Source organism: Dechloromonas denitrificans, assembly GCF_020510665.1.
GTDB classification, from domain to species: Bacteria; Pseudomonadota; Gammaproteobacteria; order Burkholderiales; family Rhodocyclaceae; genus Azonexus; species Azonexus denitrificans_B.
On the sequence record NZ_CP075187.1, the window covers coordinates 2,692,715 to 2,714,282 of the forward strand.

Annotated in this window: 29 protein-coding genes; 5 read left to right on the forward strand and 24 right to left on the reverse strand. The window is 58.5% G+C overall.

Annotated elements, in window-relative coordinates; translation table 11 throughout:
- Positions 1–81 precede the first annotated feature (81 nt).
- Positions 82–1,422, reverse strand: a complete 1,341-nt coding sequence (locus tag KI614_RS12680) for an MATE family efflux transporter (RefSeq protein WP_226406060.1) — start codon at positions 1,420–1,422, stop codon at positions 82–84.
- A gap of 108 nt (positions 1,423–1,530) precedes the next feature.
- Between KI614_RS12680 and paaK the strand changes: the two genes are divergently transcribed.
- Complete coding sequence (paaK, locus tag KI614_RS12685) at positions 1,531–2,832, forward strand: phenylacetate--CoA ligase PaaK (protein ID WP_226406061.1); 1,302 nt, start codon at positions 1,531–1,533, stop codon at positions 2,830–2,832.
- 71 nt (positions 2,833–2,903) lie between these two features.
- Here the strand turns inward: paaK and KI614_RS12690 are convergent, their stop codons facing one another.
- Together KI614_RS12690 and KI614_RS12695 are read right to left on the reverse strand one after the other, a co-directional pair.
- Positions 2,904–3,605 (reverse strand): fumarylacetoacetate hydrolase family protein, encoded by a 702-nt coding sequence (locus KI614_RS12690; RefSeq protein ID WP_226406062.1) that lies wholly within the window; start codon positions 3,603–3,605, stop codon positions 2,904–2,906.
- A gap of 74 nt (positions 3,606–3,679) precedes the next feature.
- On the reverse strand, positions 3,680–4,426 hold the full coding sequence (locus KI614_RS12695; RefSeq protein WP_226406063.1) for a Nif3-like dinuclear metal center hexameric protein: 747 nt from the start codon (positions 4,424–4,426) through the stop codon (positions 3,680–3,682).
- 14 nt (positions 4,427–4,440) lie between these two features.
- On the opposite strand from KI614_RS12695, the gene KI614_RS12700 reads away from it, so the two are divergent.
- The gene (locus KI614_RS12700) at positions 4,441–5,592 is read left to right on the forward strand and encodes a Do family serine endopeptidase (protein ID WP_226406064.1); all 1,152 of its coding nucleotides are present in this window, start codon (positions 4,441–4,443) and stop codon (positions 5,590–5,592) included.
- Between the two features lie 4 nt (positions 5,593–5,596).
- Complete coding sequence (locus KI614_RS12705; RefSeq protein WP_226406065.1) at positions 5,597–6,400, forward strand: class II glutamine amidotransferase; 804 nt, start codon at positions 5,597–5,599, stop codon at positions 6,398–6,400.
- Here KI614_RS12705 and tatC read toward each other — a convergent pair whose 3' ends face one another.
- The 10 genes from tatC to hisB form a co-directional block, all read right to left on the reverse strand.
- A complete protein-coding gene (gene tatC / locus KI614_RS12710; RefSeq protein ID WP_226406066.1) occupies positions 6,401–7,225 on the reverse strand; it encodes a twin-arginine translocase subunit TatC in 825 nt (274 codons plus the stop codon). It lies immediately after the preceding gene.
- Entirely contained in the window at positions 7,222–7,590 is a 369-nt protein-coding gene (gene tatB, locus KI614_RS12715; RefSeq protein WP_226406067.1) for a Sec-independent protein translocase protein TatB, read from the reverse strand. The genes tatC and tatB overlap by 4 nt, the downstream gene beginning before the upstream one ends.
- 78 nt (positions 7,591–7,668) lie before the next feature.
- Positions 7,669–7,902: a Sec-independent protein translocase subunit TatA gene (tatA, locus tag KI614_RS12720; protein ID WP_226406068.1), complete on the reverse strand. Its 234-nt coding sequence runs from the start codon at positions 7,900–7,902 to the stop codon at positions 7,669–7,671.
- A 9-nt stretch (positions 7,903–7,911) separates the two neighbouring features.
- Entirely contained in the window at positions 7,912–8,262 is a 351-nt protein-coding gene (locus KI614_RS12725; protein ID WP_226406069.1) for a histidine triad nucleotide-binding protein, read from the reverse strand.
- A complete protein-coding gene (locus tag KI614_RS12730; RefSeq protein ID WP_203467405.1) occupies positions 8,259–8,585 on the reverse strand; it encodes a phosphoribosyl-ATP diphosphatase in 327 nt (108 codons plus the stop codon). Before KI614_RS12730 ends, KI614_RS12725 begins: the two co-directional genes overlap by 4 nt.
- Positions 8,582–8,983, reverse strand: a complete 402-nt coding sequence (gene hisI / locus KI614_RS12735) for a phosphoribosyl-AMP cyclohydrolase (RefSeq protein WP_226406070.1) — start codon at positions 8,981–8,983, stop codon at positions 8,582–8,584. Before hisI ends, KI614_RS12730 begins: the two co-directional genes overlap by 4 nt.
- Complete coding sequence (gene hisF / locus KI614_RS12740) at positions 8,980–9,741, reverse strand: imidazole glycerol phosphate synthase subunit HisF (protein ID WP_413464201.1); 762 nt, start codon at positions 9,739–9,741, stop codon at positions 8,980–8,982. Before hisF ends, hisI begins: the two co-directional genes overlap by 4 nt.
- Positions 9,738–10,478: a 1-(5-phosphoribosyl)-5-[(5-phosphoribosylamino)methylideneamino]imidazole-4-carboxamide isomerase gene (gene hisA, locus KI614_RS12745; protein WP_226406072.1), complete on the reverse strand. Its 741-nt coding sequence runs from the start codon at positions 10,476–10,478 to the stop codon at positions 9,738–9,740. Before hisA ends, hisF begins: the two co-directional genes overlap by 4 nt.
- A 35-nt stretch (positions 10,479–10,513) precedes the next feature.
- Positions 10,514–11,119 carry an imidazole glycerol phosphate synthase subunit HisH gene (hisH, locus tag KI614_RS12750; protein ID WP_413464202.1) on the reverse strand — a complete coding sequence of 202 codons (606 nt, stop codon included), beginning with the start codon at positions 11,117–11,119 and terminating at the stop codon, positions 10,514–10,516.
- A 23-nt stretch (positions 11,120–11,142) separates the two neighbouring features.
- A complete protein-coding gene (gene hisB, locus KI614_RS12755; protein WP_226406074.1) occupies positions 11,143–11,730 on the reverse strand; it encodes an imidazoleglycerol-phosphate dehydratase HisB in 588 nt (195 codons plus the stop codon).
- 80 nt (positions 11,731–11,810) lie between these two features.
- Between hisB and hisC the strand changes: the two genes are divergently transcribed.
- Positions 11,811–12,881 (forward strand): histidinol-phosphate transaminase, encoded by a 1,071-nt coding sequence (gene hisC, locus KI614_RS12760; protein ID WP_226406075.1) that lies wholly within the window; start codon positions 11,811–11,813, stop codon positions 12,879–12,881.
- A gap of 5 nt (positions 12,882–12,886) precedes the next feature.
- Entirely contained in the window at positions 12,887–13,099 is a 213-nt protein-coding gene (locus KI614_RS12765) for a hypothetical protein (protein ID WP_203467417.1), read from the forward strand.
- A 22-nt stretch (positions 13,100–13,121) separates the two neighbouring features.
- Here the strand turns inward: KI614_RS12765 and KI614_RS12770 are convergent, their stop codons facing one another.
- The 11 genes from KI614_RS12770 to KI614_RS12820 all read right to left on the reverse strand — a co-directional run bounded on the left by KI614_RS12770 (position 13,122) and on the right by KI614_RS12820 (position 21,564).
- Positions 13,122–13,451: a FlxA-like family protein gene (locus tag KI614_RS12770; protein WP_226406076.1), complete on the reverse strand. Its 330-nt coding sequence runs from the start codon at positions 13,449–13,451 to the stop codon at positions 13,122–13,124.
- Positions 13,452–13,593: 142 nt separating this feature from the next.
- The gene (locus tag KI614_RS12775) at positions 13,594–14,115 is read right to left on the reverse strand and encodes a chromate transporter (RefSeq protein ID WP_226406077.1); all 522 of its coding nucleotides are present in this window, start codon (positions 14,113–14,115) and stop codon (positions 13,594–13,596) included.
- Positions 14,112–14,657: a chromate transporter gene (locus KI614_RS12780; RefSeq protein WP_226406078.1), complete on the reverse strand. Its 546-nt coding sequence runs from the start codon at positions 14,655–14,657 to the stop codon at positions 14,112–14,114. Before KI614_RS12780 ends, KI614_RS12775 begins: the two co-directional genes overlap by 4 nt.
- 31 nt (positions 14,658–14,688) lie before the next feature.
- Positions 14,689–15,990: a histidinol dehydrogenase gene (hisD, locus tag KI614_RS12785; RefSeq protein WP_226406079.1), complete on the reverse strand. Its 1,302-nt coding sequence runs from the start codon at positions 15,988–15,990 to the stop codon at positions 14,689–14,691.
- A gap of 5 nt (positions 15,991–15,995) precedes the next feature.
- Positions 15,996–16,640, reverse strand: a complete 645-nt coding sequence (gene hisG, locus KI614_RS12790; RefSeq protein ID WP_203467422.1) for an ATP phosphoribosyltransferase — start codon at positions 16,638–16,640, stop codon at positions 15,996–15,998.
- Between the two features lie 44 nt (positions 16,641–16,684).
- The gene (locus KI614_RS12795) at positions 16,685–17,968 is read right to left on the reverse strand and encodes a TRAP transporter large permease (protein ID WP_226406080.1); all 1,284 of its coding nucleotides are present in this window, start codon (positions 17,966–17,968) and stop codon (positions 16,685–16,687) included.
- Positions 17,965–18,450, reverse strand: coding sequence for a TRAP transporter small permease (locus KI614_RS12800; protein WP_226406081.1), 486 nt, complete (start codon positions 18,448–18,450; stop codon positions 17,965–17,967). Before KI614_RS12800 ends, KI614_RS12795 begins: the two co-directional genes overlap by 4 nt.
- Before the next feature lie 7 nt (positions 18,451–18,457).
- A complete protein-coding gene (locus KI614_RS12805; RefSeq protein ID WP_226406082.1) occupies positions 18,458–19,477 on the reverse strand; it encodes a DctP family TRAP transporter solute-binding subunit in 1,020 nt (339 codons plus the stop codon).
- Between the two features lie 133 nt (positions 19,478–19,610).
- Entirely contained in the window at positions 19,611–19,817 is a 207-nt protein-coding gene (locus tag KI614_RS12810; RefSeq protein ID WP_203467426.1) for a cold-shock protein, read from the reverse strand.
- 255 nt (positions 19,818–20,072) lie between these two features.
- On the reverse strand, positions 20,073–21,326 hold the full coding sequence (murA, locus tag KI614_RS12815; RefSeq protein ID WP_226406083.1) for a UDP-N-acetylglucosamine 1-carboxyvinyltransferase: 1,254 nt from the start codon (positions 21,324–21,326) through the stop codon (positions 20,073–20,075).
- Positions 21,319–21,564, reverse strand: a complete 246-nt coding sequence (locus tag KI614_RS12820) for a BolA family protein (RefSeq protein ID WP_203467428.1) — start codon at positions 21,562–21,564, stop codon at positions 21,319–21,321. The genes murA and KI614_RS12820 overlap by 8 nt, the downstream gene beginning before the upstream one ends.
- Positions 21,565–21,568 lie beyond the last annotated feature (4 nt).

The following is a 21,568-nucleotide window of genomic DNA, read 5'->3' on the forward strand; positions in this document are numbered from 1 at the left end:
CCTAGCCCCGCCCGGTTATACGGACTTCAGCCCAAAATGTTACCACATACAGCAAAAATTATTGCAGTCCAAAATTCATAATTACGGAGACCTCCCTGCAGCTTCCATGGCCTTTTTCATCAACGGCAAAAGCAAGCCGGCGGCAACGACAAGGCTCAGCACCGATGCCAGCCAGAAACCGGCCACACCCATCGGCCGAGGTCCGTAATAGCACAGCCAGTTGCCGCCCAGCAGGCCGACGCCCCAAAAGCAGAAGGTCTGGACCAACATCGGGACGAAGGTCACCCGGTAAGCTCGCAAAACATGCCCGGCAATCGTCTGAATGGCATCAAAAATCTGGTAGACCGCGAGAAAGACGATCAGGCCGCGCGCCACGGCACGCACAGCGTCATCGTCCGTATAGACGGCCAGCAAGGGTTCGATGGTCAGCCACAACAGAATGCTGACCAGCAGCGAAAAGACCGCCCCCAGGATCATGCCGACCCGAGTCACCTGATGCGCCAAAGCCCAGTTGCGCGCCCCGACCGCCTGGCCTACCGTCGCCATTGTTGCAATCGCCAGCGAAAGCGGCAGCATATAAGTCAGCGCTGAAAGATTGGCAATGATTCGGTGGCCGGCGACAACCGTTGCGCCCTGCGCCGCGACAAAGAGACTGACCAGCGTAAATGCCGTAATTTCAACCAGATTGGACAACCCCATTGGAACGCCAAGGTGCAATAACTCGCGCCAAGCTGCCAGACGCGGTTTCTGCCAATCGGCGAAGGGCCGGTAACGCACCCCCAGAGGGCCGAAGTGAAGATAGGCGGCACCGCACAGGCATGCCAACCAGGCAATCAGCACGTTCGACAAGGCACAACCCGCCACTCCGAGCGGCTCGCCAAACCACCCTTGCTGCGCAAGCCCCCAAGCCAGCAAGGCGTGCAAGACCAGGCTGTACAAACCGATCCCCATCAGGACTCGCGGTTTCCCCAGTGCATTGCAAAAAGCGTAGAACGTTCGATAGCAAAGCGCGGCCGGCAAGCCCCAGGCCAGCAATGCCAAATATTGCCGAACCTTGAGGTCGACCGCGGGATCCATTTCCGCCATGGCCAGAGCACCGCCCGGATGAAGAAGGAAAAGTACGCCGGGCACCGCCAGCAACAAGGCTAGCCAAAACCCTTGCTGCAGCACGGCAGCCACTTCGCCATCCCGCTTTGCACCATGCAGATGTGCGACGACCGGCGCAACGGCCTGCAGGATACCGACCAGGGCAAAAACGAGTGAAATATAAATTCCCCCGCCGATTGCGACAGCGGCCAGGTCGATCGGACTGACATGACCCAGCACCACCGTATCGACCACCATCATGCCAATGGAAGACAACTGGGCAATCAGGATAGGAAAAGCATGGGCTAGCAGCCCGCGTGCAGCGACTAAAAACATAGCCCGATTGTCGCATGGTCGCCGCAAAAAAATGCGAAAGGGGCTTGATCTGGCTCAAGCCGGGAGGTCGCACGAAACATGACAATCGATAAAAAAAGGGGGGAGAAAATGAAATCAAAAAATGGATTGCATGGCATAGAAACAGCCAGTCGCGACGAAATAAGCGCACTTCAGGTCGAACGTCTGCGCTGGACACTGAATCACGCCTACAACAATGTCAGTCATTACAAGGCGAAGTTTGACGCCGCCGGAATCCACCCGGATGACTTCCACACACTGGATGATCTGGCCAAATTTCCATTCACCACCAAGCAGGACTTGCGCGACAACTACCCCTACGGGATGTTTGCCGTGCCGCGCGAAGAAGTTGTCCGCATTCACGCCTCAAGTGGCACAACCGGCAAGCCGACCGTCGTCGGTTACACGCAAAAGGACATCGATACCTGGGCCGACCTGATTGCCCGTTCGATTCACGCATCCGGCGGACGCAAAGGTGACATTGTCCACGTGGCCTACGGCTACGGATTATTTACCGGCGGCCTGGGCGCGCATTACGGTGCCGAAAAACTCGGCTGCACCGTAATTCCGATGTCTGGCGGCCAAACCGAGAAGCAAGTTCAACTGATCTGCGACTTCAAGCCGGCGATCATCATGGTCACCCCATCGTACATGCTCAATATCGCTGACGAATTCCGCCGCCAAGGCATTGATCCTCGCAGCACAGCCTTGCGCATCGGCATTCATGGCGCAGAACCCTGGACGGATGCCATGCGCAGCGAAATCGAAAAAATCTTCGGCATCGACGCCATCGACATCTACGGGCTGTCCGAAGTTATCGGTCCCGGCGTGGCCAACGAGTGTATTGAGTCCAAGGATGGCCCGGTGATCTGGGAAGATCACTTTTACCCGGAGATCATCGACCCGCTGAGCGGCGAGGTTCTTCCCGAAGGCAGCCAGGGCGAGCTGGTTTTTACGTCGCTCACCAAGGAAGCCATGCCGGTCGTCCGCTACCGCACGCGCGACCTGACACGCCTGCTTGCGCCAAGCGCCCGGAGCATGCGCCGGATCGGCAAGATCACCGGCCGTTCGGACGACATGCTGATCATCCGCGGGGTCAATGTCTTCCCCTCCCAGATCGAGGAACTGATCCTCCGGCAGCCGAAGCTGTCGCCACATTACGTCCTGGAAGTCAGCCGTGACGGGCACCTGGATTCGATGAAGGTCAATGTCGAACTGAAGCCCGAGTTCGAATTTACCAGCGCAGCCGAAAAGGAGTTTGTGGCGCACGACCTGCAGCACCATATCAAATCCTATATCGGCATTTCTGCCCGGATCGACATCATCGAATCCGGCGGCATCGAGCGATCGATCGGCAAGGCAAAGCGGGTAATCGACAAACGCCCAAAGTAAACAGCACCGTCTGGGCAAGCACAGCGAAATCCCTGTCATCCGGGATTTCGCCGCTTGGTGCTGGCGTCAAATCAAACGATACGAACCCGCAAGCCAGCCACGCCATCCACCCCGGCCTCAAGCCGGTCACCGGGAACGATCGGGCCGACACCTGCCGGCGTGCCGGTATAAATCAGGTCACCCGCTTCAAGCCGCACAAAAGTCGACAGATTGGCGATCACATCGGCGACTTTCCACATCATCTGGTCGAGATCTCCCTCCTGACGAATCTGCCCATTGACCGAGAGCCAGATCCGGCCGGCAGCGGGATGGCCGATCTGCGCCGCTGGCTGCACGACACCGGAAACGGCGGATTGGTCGAAGCCTTTCCCCATATCCCAGGGATGTCCCTTTTCCTTGGCCCGCGCCTGAAGATCCCGGCGCGTCAGATCAAGCCCCACGGCATAACCGAAAATCATCGCTTTTGCGGCGTCGACCGTGACATTCGCCCCGCCACTGCCCAAGGCCACAACCAGTTCAATTTCGTGGTGCAGATTGCTCGTCAAAGGCGGGTAGTTCACTGCGACCTCACCCTCGCCGCTAACCACAGCATCGCCCGGCTTCATGAAAAAGAACGGCGGCTCCAATCCTTCAGCCTGATCGGCAGCCCCCATCTCGCGTGCGTGTTCCGCATAATTTCGCCCGACGCAAAACACGCGGCGCACGGGAAAGCGCTGCTCAGTACCGGCAACGGGCAGTGACGAATTGGCTGCCGGCGGAAAAACGTAGCTCATGATCGGTATCCGGAAAGAAACGGGGGATTGTCAGTGTGCAACAAAGATCGACAAGGGCCAAGGGTGCCGTGATCTCAAACGGGGTTGGCCACATCGATAAACTCGCAGGCTACCCCGAACTGTTCCGCCAGATGTTCAGCCAGCGCTTTGACGCCATAACGTTCAGTTGCGTGGTGACCAGCCGCGATATACGCCACACCGCTTTCGCGCGCCAGATGGACTGTCTGCTCGGAGATCTCACCAGAAACATAGAGATCGGCACCTTGCGCAATCGCCTGCTCGAAATACCCCTGGGCACCACCGGAACACCAGGCAATGCGCTTGACCGGACGTGCGGCATCCCCGATCACCAGCGGGACTCGCTGCAACGTTTTCTCGATTTGCAGCGCAAGATCACCCAGCAAGGAGCTTTCGCCCACCCGGCCGAACCAGGCAATATCCTGCTCGCCAAAATGCCCTTCCGGCTGCCAGTTGAACATCTTGGCCAACTGCGCGTTATTCCCTAGAACCGGATGCGCATCGAGCGGCAAGTGGTAGGCAATCAGGCTCATCTCATGCTGCAGCAAAGTCCCGAGGCGCTGCTTGCGCATCCCGACCACCCGGCCATCTTCACCTTTCCAGAAATAGCCGTGGTGCACCAGGACCGCATCAGCCTGGCTGGCCACTGCTGCATCGAGCAATGCCTGGCTGGCGGTCACCCCGGCAACGATGCGGACGACATCGTCGCGTCCTTCCACTTGCAGGCCATTTGGGCAATAATCCCTGAACTTTCCGGGCTCAAGCAGCCCATCCAGATACTTCACCAGTTCTTCACGTTTCATTGATACGGTCTTTCATGCAGAGGTTGTGGCTGATTTTTGCACAAACGGTAACCATCGCGGTTGCCATTCTATTTGTCGTGACCACGCTCAAACCAGAGTGGATCGGACAACGCCCGGCCGTGGTTGCCCTTCAGGAAGCGCCGCTGTCCGGTGATGGAGAAGGCCGCGCCCCTGGGTCTTACCGCGACGCCTCGCGTGCCGCACTACCATCTGTTGTGCACATTTACACAACGCAGGAAATCAAGCAGCAACGCCATCCGCTGTTCGAGGACCCCATTTTCCGTCACTTCTTCGGCGACCGCCCGGAAGGACAGGCACAGCGCAACTCCGGCCTTGGCTCGGGGGTGATTGTCAGCGCCAACGGCTACATCCTGACCAACTACCACGTGATCGAAGCGGCTGACGATATTCAGGTTTCGCTCAATGACGGCCATACCTACAAGGCCCGGGTCGTCGGCAGCGACCCCGAATCCGATCTGGCCATCCTCCAGATCAAGGCCGACAAATTACCCGCCATCACCTTTGGCCAGATGGATAGCCTGCGCGTCGGCGATGTCGTGCTGGCCATCGGCAACCCGTTTGGCGTCGGTCAGACCGTCACCATGGGTATTGTGTCGGCACTGGGCCGCTCGCACCTGGGGATCAACACCTTCGAGAACTTCATCCAGACGGATGCGGCGATCAACCCCGGCAACTCCGGCGGAGCGCTGGTCGACGTCAATGGCAATCTGGTTGGCATCAATACGGCGATTTATTCACGCACCGGCGGCTCGCATGGCATCGGTTTCGCCATCCCGGTTTCCAGCGCCAAAAGCATCATGGAACAAATTATCCAGAACGGCACGGTAACGCGCGGCTGGATTGGTGTCGAAGCACAGGAAATCACGGCCGAACTGGCTGAATCATTCGGACTGCCGGACACCGAAGGCGCCCTGATTGCCGGCGTCGTCCGGGGCAGCCCGGCCGACAGCGCCGGCATCCGTCCGGGAGATGTGCTGCTTGCAGTCAGCGGCAAAGCCGTCAAGGACCCGCAAGTCATGCTGGACCTGATTGCGGCACTTAAGCCCGACGAACGCTCCAGCTTCCGCCTGCGTCGCGACAAGACCATTGTCGAACTGCCGGTAAAAATCGGCAAACGCCCGCCCATGCGGCTGGAAAAGGAATAAGGCCATGTGCCAGCTGCTCGGAATGAACTGCAATGTCCCGACCGATATCTGTTTTTCGTTTACCGGCTTTCAGGCACGCGGGGGAGCGACGGATGTGCACTCGGATGGCTGGGGAATTGCATTTTTCGAAGGCAAGGGCACGCGGATTTTTCTCGATCCACAACCGTCGTGCAGCTCGCCGATTGCCGAACTGGTTCGCGCCTACCCGATCCGTTCCAAGAATGTCATTGCGCATATCCGCAAGGCAACGCAAGGATCGATTGGTCTGGAGAACACCCATCCATTCATGCGCGAACTTTGGGGTCGCTACTGGATCTTCGCCCACAATGGCAACCTGATCGACTTCAACCCAGTGCTCGACGGCAGCTTCATGCCCGTCGGCCTGACCGACAGCGAGCGCGCCTTCTGCTGGCTGCTCCAGCAATTGCGCCAGCAGTTTGGCAGTTGCGCCCCTGAGCACAGCCTGCTTTTTAACGCCCTCCAGAAGTTGACCGTGGAAATCGCCCGTCATGGCGAATTCAATTTCCTGCTCTCGCAAGGTGACAGCCTGTTCGCCCACGCTTCAACCAAGCTGAATTACATCGTCCGCCAGGCACCATTTGCCCAGGCACACCTCAACGATCAGGATGTCACGGTCGACTTCAACGCGGTGACCAATCCGGAAGACCGCGTCGCGGTGATCGCGACGCAGCCACTGACCGACAATGAATGCTGGCAGAACATGCCGGCAGGAACCTTGTGGTGGTTCGACGAGGGGCTTCCGGTGCAGACCCTGGCCACACTGCCCGGCCCGGAAAAGAAACGCTGATTACTTGCCGGAAAGATTGCGGAACGCTTCTTCCGCCTTGTCCATCTCGCCAGCCAAATCTTCCTGCTGCCCGGCGTTGACCGCAGCAGGCCCGGAAACCAGACGGGATGCAAGAATGCCAAGCTCGTAGAGCAGGCACATCGGAATCGCCAGCGCCAATTGCGAAACGACATCCGGTGGCGTTACCACGGCGGCCACGACAAAAGCACCGACGATGAAATAAGAGCGCCATTCCTTGAGCTTTTCGACGGTCACAACCCCCAACTTGACCAGCACGACCAAAGCAACCGGCACCTCAAAGGCCAGGCCAAAGGCCAGGAACATGGTCATCACAAAAGACAGGTAGGCTTCGATATCCGGCGCCGGCGTAATGCTCTTGGGCGCAAAACTTGATATGAAATGAAACACCTGGCCGAAAACAAAGAAATAACAGAAAGACATGCCGAGCACGAAAAGCAGCGTACTGGAAATGATCAGCGGTACGCCCAGGCGTTTTTCATGGGCGTAGAGGCCCGGCGCAATGAAAGCCCAGGCTTGATAAAGGATGAACGGCAAGGCAAGCACAAAAGCCACCATGGCCGTGACCTTGAGCGGCACCATGAAGGGCGTGATGACACCGATCGCCACCATCTTCGTACCTTCGGGCAAGGCTTGCGTCAGCGGCGCAGCCAGCATGTCGTAAATCTCTCCCGGACCGGGGTAGAAACAGAGCACGCCAAGCATGACCGCAACAGCAATCAGGCTGCGCAGCAGACGATCGCGCAGTTCCACCAGGTGCGAGATAAACGACTCTTCTGCCGTTGCGTTTTCTTGAGCGTCGTTCATGCCACTGGTTTATTCATTGTTTCGGACAGCAATGGCGTCTCCGACGAAACCGCCGAAGCCGCAGATTCAACTTCCGCCGCCACAGACTGTACCGGCGTCTCAACCACACTGCGTGCCGCATCGAACTCCTGCCGCACGGAGCTTTCCAGCGAACGGGCAGACTCGGTCACCTGCGATTGCAGTTTCTTCAGCTCATCAAGCTGAATCTCCCGATTGATGTCCGATTTGACATCATTGACGTAGCGCTGGGCGCGACCAAGCAGATGGCCGAGTGTCCGGGCCACTTTGGGCAAGCGCTCCGGGCCGATGACAACCAGCGCGACGATCGCGATGACGATGAGTTCAGAAAAACCGATATCGAACATAAAAGATAACCAGCATCAGGGATCGTGTGATCAACCGGCAGAACTGGCAGTATCGCCATCCGCCGCAGATCGATCCGCTCAGCTCTTGGTTTTTTCCTTTACTTCGACGTCAATCGTCTGGCCGCTAACTTGCTGAGCCGGCTTGGCTTCTTCTGCAGGCTTGTCAGAGGCGGTCGCCTCTTTCATGCCGTCCTTGAATCCCTTCACGGCGCCGCCCAGATCCTGGCCGACATTGCGCAGCTTCTTGGTACCGAATACGAGCATGACGATGACCAGTACGATCAGCCAGTGCCAAATGGAAAAACTGCCCATGGATATCTCCTAGATACGTTTGAGCATCGGACCCACAGGGTCCGTACCGCCCACGATATGTGCGTGCAGATGCGGCACTTCCTGCTGCCCCACCCGACCTGTATTGATGATGACACGAAAGCCATCGGCACTGCCTTGACTGCAGGCAATTTCATTGGCCTTGGCCAGAATGCGGCCAAGCACCAGGGTATCGTCTACGCCTGCGGTCGACAGCGAAGTAATGTGCTTTTTCGGGATCACCAGCACATGCACCGGACGCAGGGGATTGATGTCATTGAAAGCGAGGATTTCCTCATCTTCATAGACTGTGCTGGCCGGAATTTCTCCGCGAACGATCCTGCAGAAAATACAGTCGCTCACTTCGCGCCCCGGGCAGCCTTTTCGTCGATACCGGAGATTCCTTCACGACGACGCATTTCCTGCGACACGTCTTCGATGGTCAGGCCATAAAAGGCGAGCAGAACCAGAACGTGATAAATGACGTCGGTCGATTCCCAGACGATTTTCAGGCGCTTGCCTTCCTTGCCGGCCATGATCAATTCGGCACATTCCTCGCCGATTTTTTTCAGGATCGAATCCGGGCCTTCAGAGAAAAGCTTGGCGGTGTAGGATTTTTCCGGGTCGGCATTGCGGCGCGAGGCCAGCGTTTCGGACAACCGGTGCAGGATGTCATGCGTGCTCATTTTGCGTAAATTTCCTTAGGGTCTTTCAAAACCGGATCAACGGGAACCCAGCGATTCCCCTGCAACTCATTGAAAAAGCAGCTTTCCCGGCCGGTATGACAAGCAATGCCACCGACCTGTTCAATTTCCAGCAACAATACATCACCGTCACAATCGGTACGAATCGAGGCGACCTTCTGAAAGTGCCCGGATTCCTCACCTTTGCGCCACAGGCGTTTGCGGGAGCGCGACCAGTATACCGCGTTGCCGGACTTGACCGTTTCCTGCAGCGAATCGTGATTCATGTAGGCAAACATCACGACACGCCCATGTTCATCCTGAGCGATCGCCGGAATCATGCCGTCGGCGTCCCATTTGAGGGCAGCCAGCCAGTCGAGATTGTTGTCGAGATCGCTCACAGCCGGACTTCGATACCGCGCGAAGCCATGTATTCCTTGGCCTGGCGCACTGTGTATTCGCCAAAGTGGAAAATCGAGGCAGCGAGGACGGCATCGGCCCGGCCCTCTGAAACGCCATCGGCCAGATGCTGCAGATTGCCGACGCCACCGGAAGCGATCACCGGAATACTGACTGCATCGGAGACGGCACGGGTCAAAGCCAGGTCGAAACCGTTTTTGGTACCGTCACGATCCATGCTGGTCAGCAGGATTTCACCCGCCCCCAGAGCCGCAACCTTTTTGGCCCATTCGATGACATCGAGACCGGTATTGTTGCGACCGCCATGGGTAAACACATTCCACTGGCCCGGCGCAGTCTGCTTGGCATCAATCGCCACGACGATGCACTGCGAACCGACCTTGCTCGACGCATTAAAGACCAGCTCCGGGTCGTTGACCGCAGCAGTATTCATCGAAACCTTGTCGGCTCCGGCATTGAGCAGGCGACGGACATCTTCAACCTTGCGCACGCCACCGCCGACGGTCAGCGGAATGAAAACCTGTTCGGCACAGGCTTCGACGATGTGCAGAATGATGTCGCGCTGATCGGACGAAGCGGTGATGTCGAGAAAAGTGACTTCGTCGGCGCCCTGCTCGTTGTAGCGGCGGGCAATCTCGATCGGGTCACCGGCATCGCGCAGGCCGACAAAATTGGTTCCCTTGACGACGCGGCCAGCCGTGACGTCAAGACAGGGAATGATCCGTTTAGCCAGCATCAGGCGCCCAACTCGTCAGCCAGGCTTTGCGCGGCCTTGAAGTCGAGCGAACCGTCATACACGGCACGACCGGCAATGGTGCCAACCACACCTTCGCCCTCAACGGCGCACAACGCGCGGATGTCGTCGAGGTTGGTCAGGCCGCCGGAAGCGATGACCGGAATGGTCAGGGCCTGAGCCAGACGCACGGTAGCATCGATATTGAGGCCGGTCAGCATGCCGTCACGGCCGATATCGGTGTAGATGATCGACTCGACGCCGTAATCTTCGTATTTTTTGGCCAGATCGACGACATCATGCCCGGTCAGTTTGGACCAGCCGTCAGTCGCCACCTTGCCGTCCTTGGCATCGAGTCCAACGATGATGTGACCGGGGAAGGCTGTACAGGCATCATGCAGGAAACCGGGGTTCTTGACCGCTGCCGTACCGATGATGACATAGGTCAAGCCACCATCCAGACAAGCTTCGATGGTGTCGAGATCGCGAATGCCACCGCCGAGCTGGACGGGAATGTCGGTACCGACTTCGGCCAGGATCGCCTTGATGGCTGCCGCGTTTTTCGGCTTGCCGGCAAAAGCACCGTTCAGGTCGACCAGATGCAGGCGTCGGGCGCCCTGGGCAACCCAGTGACGTGCCATTTCGGCGGGACTATCGGAAAAAACAGTGGCTTGTTCCATCAGGCCCTGTTTCAGACGGACACATTGGCCGTCCTTCAGATCAATGGCGGGAATAATCAGCATGGGATATCAGGTGATGTGAAAGTTCGAGAAGGCGCTCAGGGGCGCCATTCGACAAAATTCTTCAAAAGCTGCAAGCCATCGCGGGCGCTTTTTTCAGGGTGAAATTGAACCGCAAAGATATTATCCCGGCCCACTGCACAGGTAAAGGGGATGCCGTAGTCGCAAGTTCCCGTGGTCAGGGCCGGATCGACATGCTGCACGCAGTAGCTGTGCACAAAATAGAAGCGCGAGCGGTCGGCGATCCCGGACCATAGCGCATGCGGCGTCTGGCTGACTTCATTCCAGCCCATGTGCGGCACCTTGAGGCGAGCACCGTCGCGGTCGACCATCCGGTCGGCTGGAAAACGCTTGACCTCACCGGGGAAGATGCCGAGTCCGGCCACATCGCCCTCTTCGCTGTGTTCGAAGAGCATCTGCTCACCAACGCAAATACCGAGGAAAGGCTTGTCTTTGGCGGCTTGCAGGACAGCGCCGCGCAAGCCGCGCGCTTCGAGTTCGCGCATGCAGTCCGGCATCGCGCCCTGGCCGGGAAAGACCACGCGCTCAGCCGCAGCCACGACAGCCGGATCGGCCGTCACGATGACCGGTTTGCCGCCGGCGACGTGCTCAAGTGCTTTCGACACGGAGCGCAGATTGCCCATGCCATAGTCGATGACAACGATGCTCACAGCGAGCCTTTCGTCGATGGCATCAAGCCGGCCATGCGCTCATCTGGCGTGACCGCCATGCGCAGTGCCCGACCGAAGGCCTTGAAGATGGTTTCTGCCTGATGGTGCGCGTTCTTGCCGCGCAGATTGTCGATATGCAGCGTCATCCCGGCGTGATTAACCAGGCCGTGGAAAAATTCGCTGAACAGATCGACATCGAAGGTGCCGATCACGGCACGCGTGAAATCGACATGCATTTCCAGCCCGGGACGACCGGAAAGATCGATCACGACACGCGACAGCGCTTCATCGAGCGGCACATAGCTGTGGCCGTAGCGGGTCAGCCCCTTCTTGTCGCCCCAGGCCTTGGCCAGCGCCTGGCCCAGCGTGATGCCGAGATCTTCAACAGTGTGATGCGCATCGATATGCAAATCGCCGACTGCCTTGACGTCGAGATCGATCATCCCGTGACGGGCGATCTGGTCGAGCATGTGATCGAGAAAAGGAACGCCGGTGGCAAATTTGCCCTGACCGGTGCCATCGAGATCGAGACGCACGGTAATCTGCGTCTCCAGCGTGTTACGGGTAATTTCGGCTTGCCGCATGGGTAAAGGCTGGAAAAGGCTTTTGAATGGAGGGCCATGATACCATTTCGCCCACCTTTTAAGCCTTCCGTGAAAACCCCATGAGTCGTTTCTGGAGCCAGGTCGTCCGCGACCTCACCCCCTACGTGCCGGGCGAACAGCCCAAGATCGCCAACCTGATCAAGCTGAACACCAACGAGAACCCCTATCCGCCCTCTCCACGGGCGCTGGCGGCGATCCAGGCCGAGCTCGACGGTGATGCGGCACGCCTGCGTCTTTACCCGGACCCGAACGCCGACCTGCTCAAGGCGGCCATCGCCAAGACACACGGCATCGTGCCGCAGCAAGTCTTTGTCGGCAATGGTTCCGACGAAGTCCTGGCACATGTTTTCATGGCCCTGCTCAAGCACGAGCAGGCAATTCTCTTTCCGGACATCACCTACAGCTTTTACCCGGTGTATTGCGGCCTCTACGGCATCGAGTATCAAACCGTGGCGCTGGCCGAGAATTTCACGATCAATCCGGACGATTACCGCGGTCGACCGAACGGCGGGATCATTTTCCCCAACCCCAACGCACCGACCGGCTGCCTGTTGGCGCTCGACGCAATTGAAGCAATGCTCAAGGCCAATCCGGATTCCGTCGTGGTGGTCGATGAAGCCTATGTCGATTTTGGCGGCGAAAGCGCCATCCCGCTGATCAATCGCTACGACAACCTGCTGGTCGTGCACACCCTCTCCAAATCACGCTCGCTGGCCGGCTTGCGCGTTGGCTTTGCGGCCGGCCATCCAGCCCTGATCGAAGCGCTGGAGCGGGTCAAGAACAGTTTCAACTCCTACCCGCTCGACCGCGTTGCCATTGTTGCTGCCGTGGCCGCGATGGAAGACCGTGCTTATTTCGAGCAATGCTGCCAGGCCGTTATTGCCACCCGGGATGCGTTGACCGCAGCACTCGGCAAACTCGGCTTCGAAGTCCTGCCCTCCGCCGCCAACTTCATTTTTGCCCGTCATCCGCAAAAAGATGCAGCAGAACTGGCCAAGGCATTGCGCGACAAGAGCATCATCGTCCGCCACTTCAAATTGCCCCGCATCGACCAATTCCTGCGCATCACCGTCGGCACGGACACCGAATGCCAGGCACTCGGTGATGCACTTCAGCAGATCATCGGCTGAAATCCGTGAGCACCCTCTGGAAACGCCCGGACGGCAGCATTGTTGCCTGCACCGAGAAAATCAAGGTCCTGCGCGAAAACCTCGAAGAGCTCCGGCAAATGGCGCAGGACGCCTTTGAGGATGCGCTGCTGATGGAGTGCGATGAAAGCCAGATCCGCGCCGTCTTTCAGGACGTCATCGCCCAGCTGAACAACCCGTACAACCCGCCGTCCGACTGACTTTCAACGCAGCAAACAAAGCTCAGGCAAATTCATCGACATTGCCGCCCAGCGCACCGCTGGCAGCCTTGGCCGTAGCCCCCTGAGACTGACCAGCCGCTGCACCGGCGCTCGTCGTTTGGGAGGACTTGCTCTGCCCGGCGCTCTGTTGGGCAATTTTGGCCTCAAGCTGAGCGATTTGAGCCTTGATTTGCGCAACTTCCTTCGCACCTTCTTCAGTCGACGCGTTTTTCTCGGCCTGCACCAGCCGTTTCTGCAGCATCAGCAGCTGCTTTTCCAGGACCTCCAGTTGCGAGTTCCCCGTCCCTGATGCAACAGCTTGCGTGTTGCTTGCGTTAATCGCGGTGACCATGATTTTTTCAGCCCTTGTCGATATCCCGGAAAAGTCGGCTCGAAACAAACGAACCGACAAACAATTCCCACACCCAGGTTATCGGCCAAAGCAGCCAAAACATCACGGCCAGGGGGTGTAAAACACTGTAAAGACGTACGTTTCAAACCATGCCGAGCAAGCCCAGCCCGGCGCCAGCCGCAATAAACCAAAGTGGATGCAACTTCAGGCGAAGGTTGGCGACGACCGTCAGCATCACCAAGCCCCAGGCAGCCCAGCCAAAACCGGCGGCCTGGGCAATCAGCGTTGCGCCGGAAAAAATCAAGCCTACCGCCAGCGGCGCCACGCCGAGGCTGATCGCCTTTTGCCAACGCGCACCGGCAAAGCCCTCCCAGCGGTCGATCAACAAATAAATCAGAATGCTCATCGGCAGACACATGGCCAGCGTCGCGGCCAGAGCACCGGCCAGCCCGGCGATTTCCCAGCCGATCAGCGTGACAACCAGCACATTGGGCCCGGGCGCAGCCTGGGCGATGGCGTAGAGATGGGTAAAAGTTGCGTCGTCCAGCCAGTGATGATTTTCGACAACGACGCGATGCATCTCCGGCAGCAGCGCCGTTGCGCCACCGAAAGCGACACAAGACAGCAAGGCAAACTCAAGGAAAAGCTCGATCGCGAGACTCATTTTTGCCCCAGCTTCCAGTAAGCCAGCAGGCCGGATAGCAGCAAACCACCCAACATCACGCTCGGCATCGGCCAGCGCAGGCCGGCAATGGCTAGCGCGGTCAACGCCGTAAAAGGCAGGAAAAGCCTTTTATGTTTCAACGCCCCGCCCATCCGCCAGGCCATGGCAAAGAGCAAGCCGCAGCCGACCGCGGCAATGCCACGCAACATCGACTGGGCCAGCGGAAGACTCCCGTAGCGGTCGTACAGCATGGCCAGCAACAGGACGATGGCAAACGGCCCGGCCAGCAGCCCGAGCGGAGCAACGACCGCACCGGCCAGCCCTTGATAGCGCTTGCCAACGACCACCGCCAGGTTGATCACGTTCGGCCCCGGCAAAAACTGGCACAAGCCAAGCTGGGCATTGAACTCTTCGGCGCTCATCCAGCGGCGCTCTTCAACCAGCATGCGCCGGGCAAAAGGCAGCACCCCGCCAAAACCGGAGAGGCCGACCGATGAAAATCCCAAAAAAAGCGCCCGGAGGTCCGGGCGGCTTGGGGGCATGTCAGTTGCTGCGGTCAACGGCAGAACAAGGTCAGTTTTCGAGCCGGAACTCGGCTGATTTGGCATGGGCCGGCAGACCTTCGCCATGCGCCAGCGTCGAGGCGATACGCCCCAGCGTTTGCGCCCCGGCTTGCGAAACCTTGATCAGGCTGGTCCGCTTCTGGAAGTCATAGACACCCAGCGGCGACGAGAAGCGCGCACTGCCGGAAGTCGGCAACACGTGATTCGGTCCGGCGCAGTAATCACCCAGCGCCTCGGAGGTGTAGTGACCGATGAAGATGGCGCCGGCATGGTGAATCTTGGCCACCCATGGATCAGGATCGGCCAGCGCCAGCTCCAGGTGCTCCGGCGCAACGCGATTGGCGATGGCTACCGCCTCTTCCATATCGCGCACCAGAATGAAAGCACCGCGATTGGTCAGCGAAGTTTCGATCACTTCACGACGCGGCATGGTCGGCAGCAGTTTTTCGATGCTGGCCTGCACCTGCTCAATGAAAGCGGCATCGGTAGAGATCAGGATCGACTGGGCCAGTTCGTCGTGTTCAGCCTGCGAGAACAGATCCATCGCCACCCAGTCCGGATTGCCCGAGCCATCCGCGACCACGAGAATTTCGGACGGGCCGGCGATCATGTCGATGCCGACAATACCGAACACCCGACGCTTGGCGCAGGCGACGTAAGCATTGCCTGGACCAACGATCTTGTCGACTTGCGGAATTGTCCCCGTACCGTAGGCCAGCGCACCGACCGCTTGCGCACCACCGATGGTGAACACGCGATCAACGCCGGCCAGACAGGCCGCCGCCAGCACCAGCGCATTCTTTTCGCCGCCCGGCGTCGGGACGACCATGATCAGTTCCTTGACGCCAGCCACCTTGGCCGGAATCGCGTTCATCAGCACCGACGAGGGATAAGCCGCCTTGCCACCCGGCACATAAAGGCCGACGCGGTCGAGCGGCGTAATCATCTGGCCCAGCGTGGTTCCGTCGGCTTCGGTATAGGACCAGCCTTCCAGACGCTGATTCTCGTGATAGACGCGAACGCGCTGCGCCGCAGCTTCGAGTGCTTGACGCTGCTCAGCCGGCAAGCCATCGAGTGCCGCCTGCATTTCGGTCCGGGACAATTCGAGATCGGCCATGCCGCCGGCGGAAAGGCGATCGAAGCGGTTGCTGTACTCGACGACCGCTGCGTCACCACGCGCCTTCACATCGGCCAGAATGCCGATTACGGTACGCTCGATGCCTTCATCCTGCGCCGCCTCGAAAGCCAGCAGCGCATCCATTTTTGCCTTGAAATCGGCGTCGACCGTAGCAAGTCGTTTGATCGCGACCATAGGAATTACTTCTCCACCGCCTGTGCGAAGGCATCGATAATCGGTTGCAGGGTTTCGCGCTTGACCTTGAGCGAGGCCTGGTTGACCACCAGGCGTGACGAAATGCCCATAATGTCCTCAACCGCAACCAGCTTGTTGGCTTTCAGCGTGCCACCGGTCGACACCAGGTCGACAATCGCATCGGCCAGGCCGGCCAGCGGCGCCAGCTCCATCGAGCCGTAAAGCTTGATCAGGTCGATATGAACGCCCTTGCTGGCGAAATGTTCGCGCGCCATCTTGGTGTACTTGCTCGCCACCTTGAGGCGAGCGCCCTGACGGACGGCATTTTCGTAGTCGAAACCTTCCGGCACGGCGACCATCATCCGGCACTTGGCGATATTCAGGTCGAGCGGGGCATACAAGCCTTCGCCGCCATGTTCGATCAAGACATCCTTGCCGGCCACGCCGAGGTCGGCCGCGCCATACTGGACGTAGGTCGGGACATCGGTCGCCCGCACGATGACGACGCGCACATTCGGCTTGTTCGTCTCGATGATCAGCTTGCGCGAGGTTTCCGGGTTTTCGGTCGGAACGATCCCTGCCGCAGCCAGCAGCGGCAGGGTTTCGTCAAAGATGCGGCCCTTGGAGAGGGCAATGGTGATGGTCGTCACTGGGGCTCTTGCTAAAAAGGCGAAAGCGCCATTTTAGCAGAGCCCTAGAGATAGCCGAGGTGGCGCGGCAGCCAAAGTGCCAAATCAGGGACAAATGTGACCAGCATCATCGTCCCGGCCATCGCGGCAACCATCCACAGAACCCAGGGCACGGTCGACTCCATCGACACACCTGCCATCCGGCAAGTGACCATCAGATTCACGCCCAGCGGCGGATGGAACTGACCCAGCGCCATGTTCATCGTGATGATCACGCCAAACCAGACCAGATCCCAGTTGAAATGAATGGCGATCGGAATGAGCAGCGGCAGGAAGATGAAATAGATCGAAATCGCATCGAGGAACATCCCGGCAATCAGCAAAAGAAGCTGAATGCTGAGCAACATCGGCACTTCCGACAAACCGGTACCGAGCAAGGCGGCGGCCAGATGATCGAATGTCCCGAGCGTATTGCTCGCCCAGGCAAAAACACTGGCCAGCGCAACGACGGTCAGAATCACCGAAGAAATTTCAGCCGACTCGACCAGCACCTGGTAGACCTCTTTCCAGGTCAGCGTCCGGTAAATCACCATGCCGACCAGCAAGCCATAGAACACGGCAACCACCGCCGCCTCGGTCGGGGTGAAGAAGCCGCTGCGCATGCCGCCAAGGATGATGACCGGGGCCAGCAAGCCCCAACCGGCTTCCTTCAGGCTTTGCCAGAACGGGGGACGAGGTTCGCTTGGCGCGGCTTCGAAATCGTTCTTGACCGACAACCACCAGGCAACCAGGATCAGCGTCAAGCCGGACAAAATGCCGGGAATCATCCCCGCGGCAAACAAGGCCGGAACGGAAGCCTGCGGCACCAGCAAACTGTAGATGACGAAGGCAATCGATGGGGGGATCAGGATATCCGTCGATCCCGCGGCCGCAATCACGCCAGCGGTAAAGGAACGTGGATAACCCGCCTTGAGCATCGACGGCAGCATCACGGCACCGACAGCCGCCGAATCGGCCGGTCCGGAACCGGAAATTCCGCCAAGGATCATGGCCACCAGAATCGCCACAATCGCCAGACTGCCACGCCGCTGACCCACCAGGGCCGATGCAAAACGGACGATGGTCGCCGCCACCCCGGCCTTCTCAAAGATCAGGCCGGCGATCACGAAAACCGGAATCGCCATCAGCGGGTATTTCGCAATGCCGGTATAAACATTGGTTGGCAAGGACATCATGCCCAAGCCCGACAGAGCGACCACCGCCGTCCCAGCCAGCCCCATGGCCACAGCCAGCGGCACGCCGGAAAGCATCAGGACGACAAAGATGCCGAAGAGTATCCAGTCCATCATTGACCTCCCCGCCGCAGCACGGCAAGCAGGCGCAATACGATAACGACCGACAGGATCGGCAGCCAGACCGTGTAAATCCACTGCGGCACGCCGAGCGACGGAGATGTCACCTCGAAATCAAAGTCATCCCAGGCCATGAAAACGCCATACCAGGCCAGCAAGCCAAACATGACCAACGAACAGAGTGCGGCAAAGCCCCGGACGAAGCGCTGGAACTGGGGTTTGCGGTCGACAAAGAAAGTGATCGCAATATGGTGATTGGTCGCAAAGGCATGCGAAGCACCGATCAACGTCATGACCACCATCAGCGCGACGGATATTTCCTCGGTAAAGGCAAAGGAAATATCCGTGAAATAGCGCACCAGCACGTTGGCCATCGTCAACAGGCATAACAACCCCATCGACGCGGCCATCAGGAAACGCTCGACCGACTCGAGCGTTAATTTGCCGCCGGAAACGGCGGCATCATTATTGTCGTTCATCAGTCTCTCAACGCTTGGCGATAGCCGATTCAGCCTTCTTGACCAGATCGGCGCCAATGGTTTTCGACCACTTGTCGTACACCGGGCGGGTTGCCTGGACAAACGCAGCCCGCTGCTCGCTTGTCGGATGGGTCACCGTCACACCCTGCGCCTCGATCTGCTTGAGCACCGCGTTATCGCTACCGGCGATTCCCTTGCGGGCCTTGTCGACATTCTCGCGCGCAGCCTGCAACGCAGCCTGACGCACCGCTTCACGGTCAGCGGGCGTCCAGCTTGCCCAAACCTGCTTGTTCACGACAAAAATCAGCGGATCAGCAACGTAGTGCCAAAGCGTCAAATACTTCTGTCCCACGGTCGACAAGCGTGCAGCGACAAAAACGGAAAGCGGATTTTCCTGGCCGTCGACCGCGCCGGAAGCCAGGGCCGGCTGAGCATCAGCCCAGCTCATCTGGGTTGGATTGGCACCCAGCGCTGAAAACGTTTCGTTATAGAGCGGCGAACCGACTACACGGAACTTCATCCCCTTCATATCAGCGGGAGAAGCGATCGGGCGCTTCGAGTTGGACATTTCACGGAAGCCGTTTTCGCCCCAGGCCAGCGGAACGACCTCGCGTTTTTCAAGCACGGCAAACAGATCCTTGCCGACATCACCCTGCGTCAAGGCATCGATCGCCTTGTAGTCAGGCATCAGGAAGGGCAGCGAGAACAGGTTCAGCTCCTTGACCTGCGGCGACCAGTTGATCGTGGAGCCAATCGACATATCGATCACCCCTTGGCGTATCGCGGTGAATTCACGCGTCTGATCGCCCCCCACCAGCGAGTTGCCGGAATAAAGTTTGATATTGATGCGCCCCTGGGTTTTTTCCTTGACCAGTTCGATCCAGCGCTCACCGGCCTGCCCCCAGGTAAAAGCCGTCCCCAGCGTTGTGGAAAGGCGGTATTCGGCTCGATAACTCTGCGCCTGAGCGGCGCCGCTGAGCAGCACACACGCTGCGGCAATGGCGGTCATGAAGTTTCTGCGTTGCATTGTTGTCTCCTTGCTGTGGGGTGAAGCAAGGATTATCGGTGCCAGCCATGCCATGCGCAATAAAAAGCACCATGCGTAAACGCAAAAAAGCCCGGCGAACCGGGCTTTTTACTAGCTTGCGCTATCGCTTGGCTTATTCCACCGGGCGAATGTTGGCAGCTTGCTTGCCCTTCGGGCCGGTAACGATGTCGAACGTTACCTTTTGGTTCTCGGCCAGGCTCTTGAAGCCATTGCCTTGAATTGCGGAGAAGTGAGCGAACAGGTCTTCGCCGCCTTCAGACGGGGAGATGAAGCCGAAGCCTTTAGCGTCGTTGAACCACTTAACGGTACCATTTGCCATTTTTAGCATCCTTGGTAAAAAATATACAAGTGGGTAACGAATTACCCGGGAAATACGAGATCAAGACCGAGGAGCTGGCAAACCGAAAAGCTGGCAACTAAAAGCTGCTAGCCGGGTACGGCGTAGGCACAAAACACTGCCTGGAAATCCCGAAGCCCGGAGTATGGGGCCGTCTTACGAATAATGCAAAGGTATTTTGCCCAACTGGAGCGGTCGACCGGGGAAACCCGGTCGATTCAGCGCAGAAACAACAGCTCAATGCACCCGCTTTACGCTGGCACCAAGCTTGGCAAGCTTCTCTTCGATTCGCTCATAGCCGCGATCCAGGTGATAGATGCGATCAATCAACGTTTCTCCACGTGCCACCAGACCGGCAATGACCAAAGAGGCCGAAGCACGCAGGTCAGTCGCCATGACTGTCGCGCCCTCAAGATGATTCACGCCACGGACCAAGGCATTGCTGCCGTCGATCTGAATATCCGCCCCCAGACGCATCAACTCGCTGACGTGCATGAAACGGTTTTCAAAAATGGTTTCGCGAATGGTCGCTACACCTTCGGCAACGCAATTGATGGCCATGAACTGCGCCTGCATATCGGTCGGAAAAGCCGGGTATGGCGCTGTACGCAGGCTGACGGCCTTGAGCCGCTGCGGCGCGACAAGGCGGATTGCATCGCGCTCGACGGTGATGTCACAACCGGCATCCATCAGTTTGTCGACCACGGAATCAAGGTAGGCGGCAGAGGTTTTGACAAGGCGGATATCGCCCCCCGTTGCTGCCGCCGCACAAAGATAGGTGCCTGTCTCAATCCGGTCCGGCATGATGGCGTGAGTCGCCCCGTGCAATTTTTCGACCCCCTGAATCCGGATGATGTCGGTACCGGCACCAGAAATCCGGGCGCCCATGCTGATCAGACAGTTGGCCAGATCGACCACTTCCGGCTCACGTGCGGCATTTTCTATGATTGTTTCGCCATCAGCCAGGCACGCGGCCATCATCAGATTCTCGGTCCCCGTCACGGTCACCATATCGGTGCAGATACGCGCCCCCTTGAGGCGAGTTGCCTTGGCGTGCACATAGCCCTGCTCGACCTTGATCTCGGCCCCCATGGCCTGCAGCCCCTTGATGTGCTGATCGACCGGACGGGCGCCAATGGCACAACCGCCGGGCAAGGAAACCCGCGCTTCGCCGCAACGGGCAACCAGCGGGCCAAGTACGAGGATGGATGCGCGCATCGTTTTGACCATCTCGTACGAAGCGACCGGATTATTCAATCCACCACCATTCAGCACGATGCCGTCAATACCATCCATCGTCACACCAACACCCATTTCCCCCAGCAGACGAAGCATGGTCGAAATATCGTTGAGATGCGGCACATTGGTCAGGTGCAGCGGCTCGGCAGTCAACAGCGAGGCACAAAGAATGGGGAGCGCAGCATTTTTGGCCCCGGAGATGGCAACTTCGCCAGAGAGGGCTTTACCGCCCTGAATCAATAACTTATCCACGCTGTACGCTCCATTCTTCGGGGGTCAGTATTTTAGTAAAGGAAAGTGCGTGCAACTCACCGCTCGCAAGCTCACCCTTGAGCGTTTGGTAAACCCGCTGCTGACGCTGAACACGATTTTTGCCGACAAACTCAGCACTCACCACGACTGCGTAGAAATGCTGCCCATCGCCTTCGACAGTAAGGTACTCACAAGCCATTCCGGCGAGGATGAGTTGTTTGATCTGTTCAGGATGCATATTT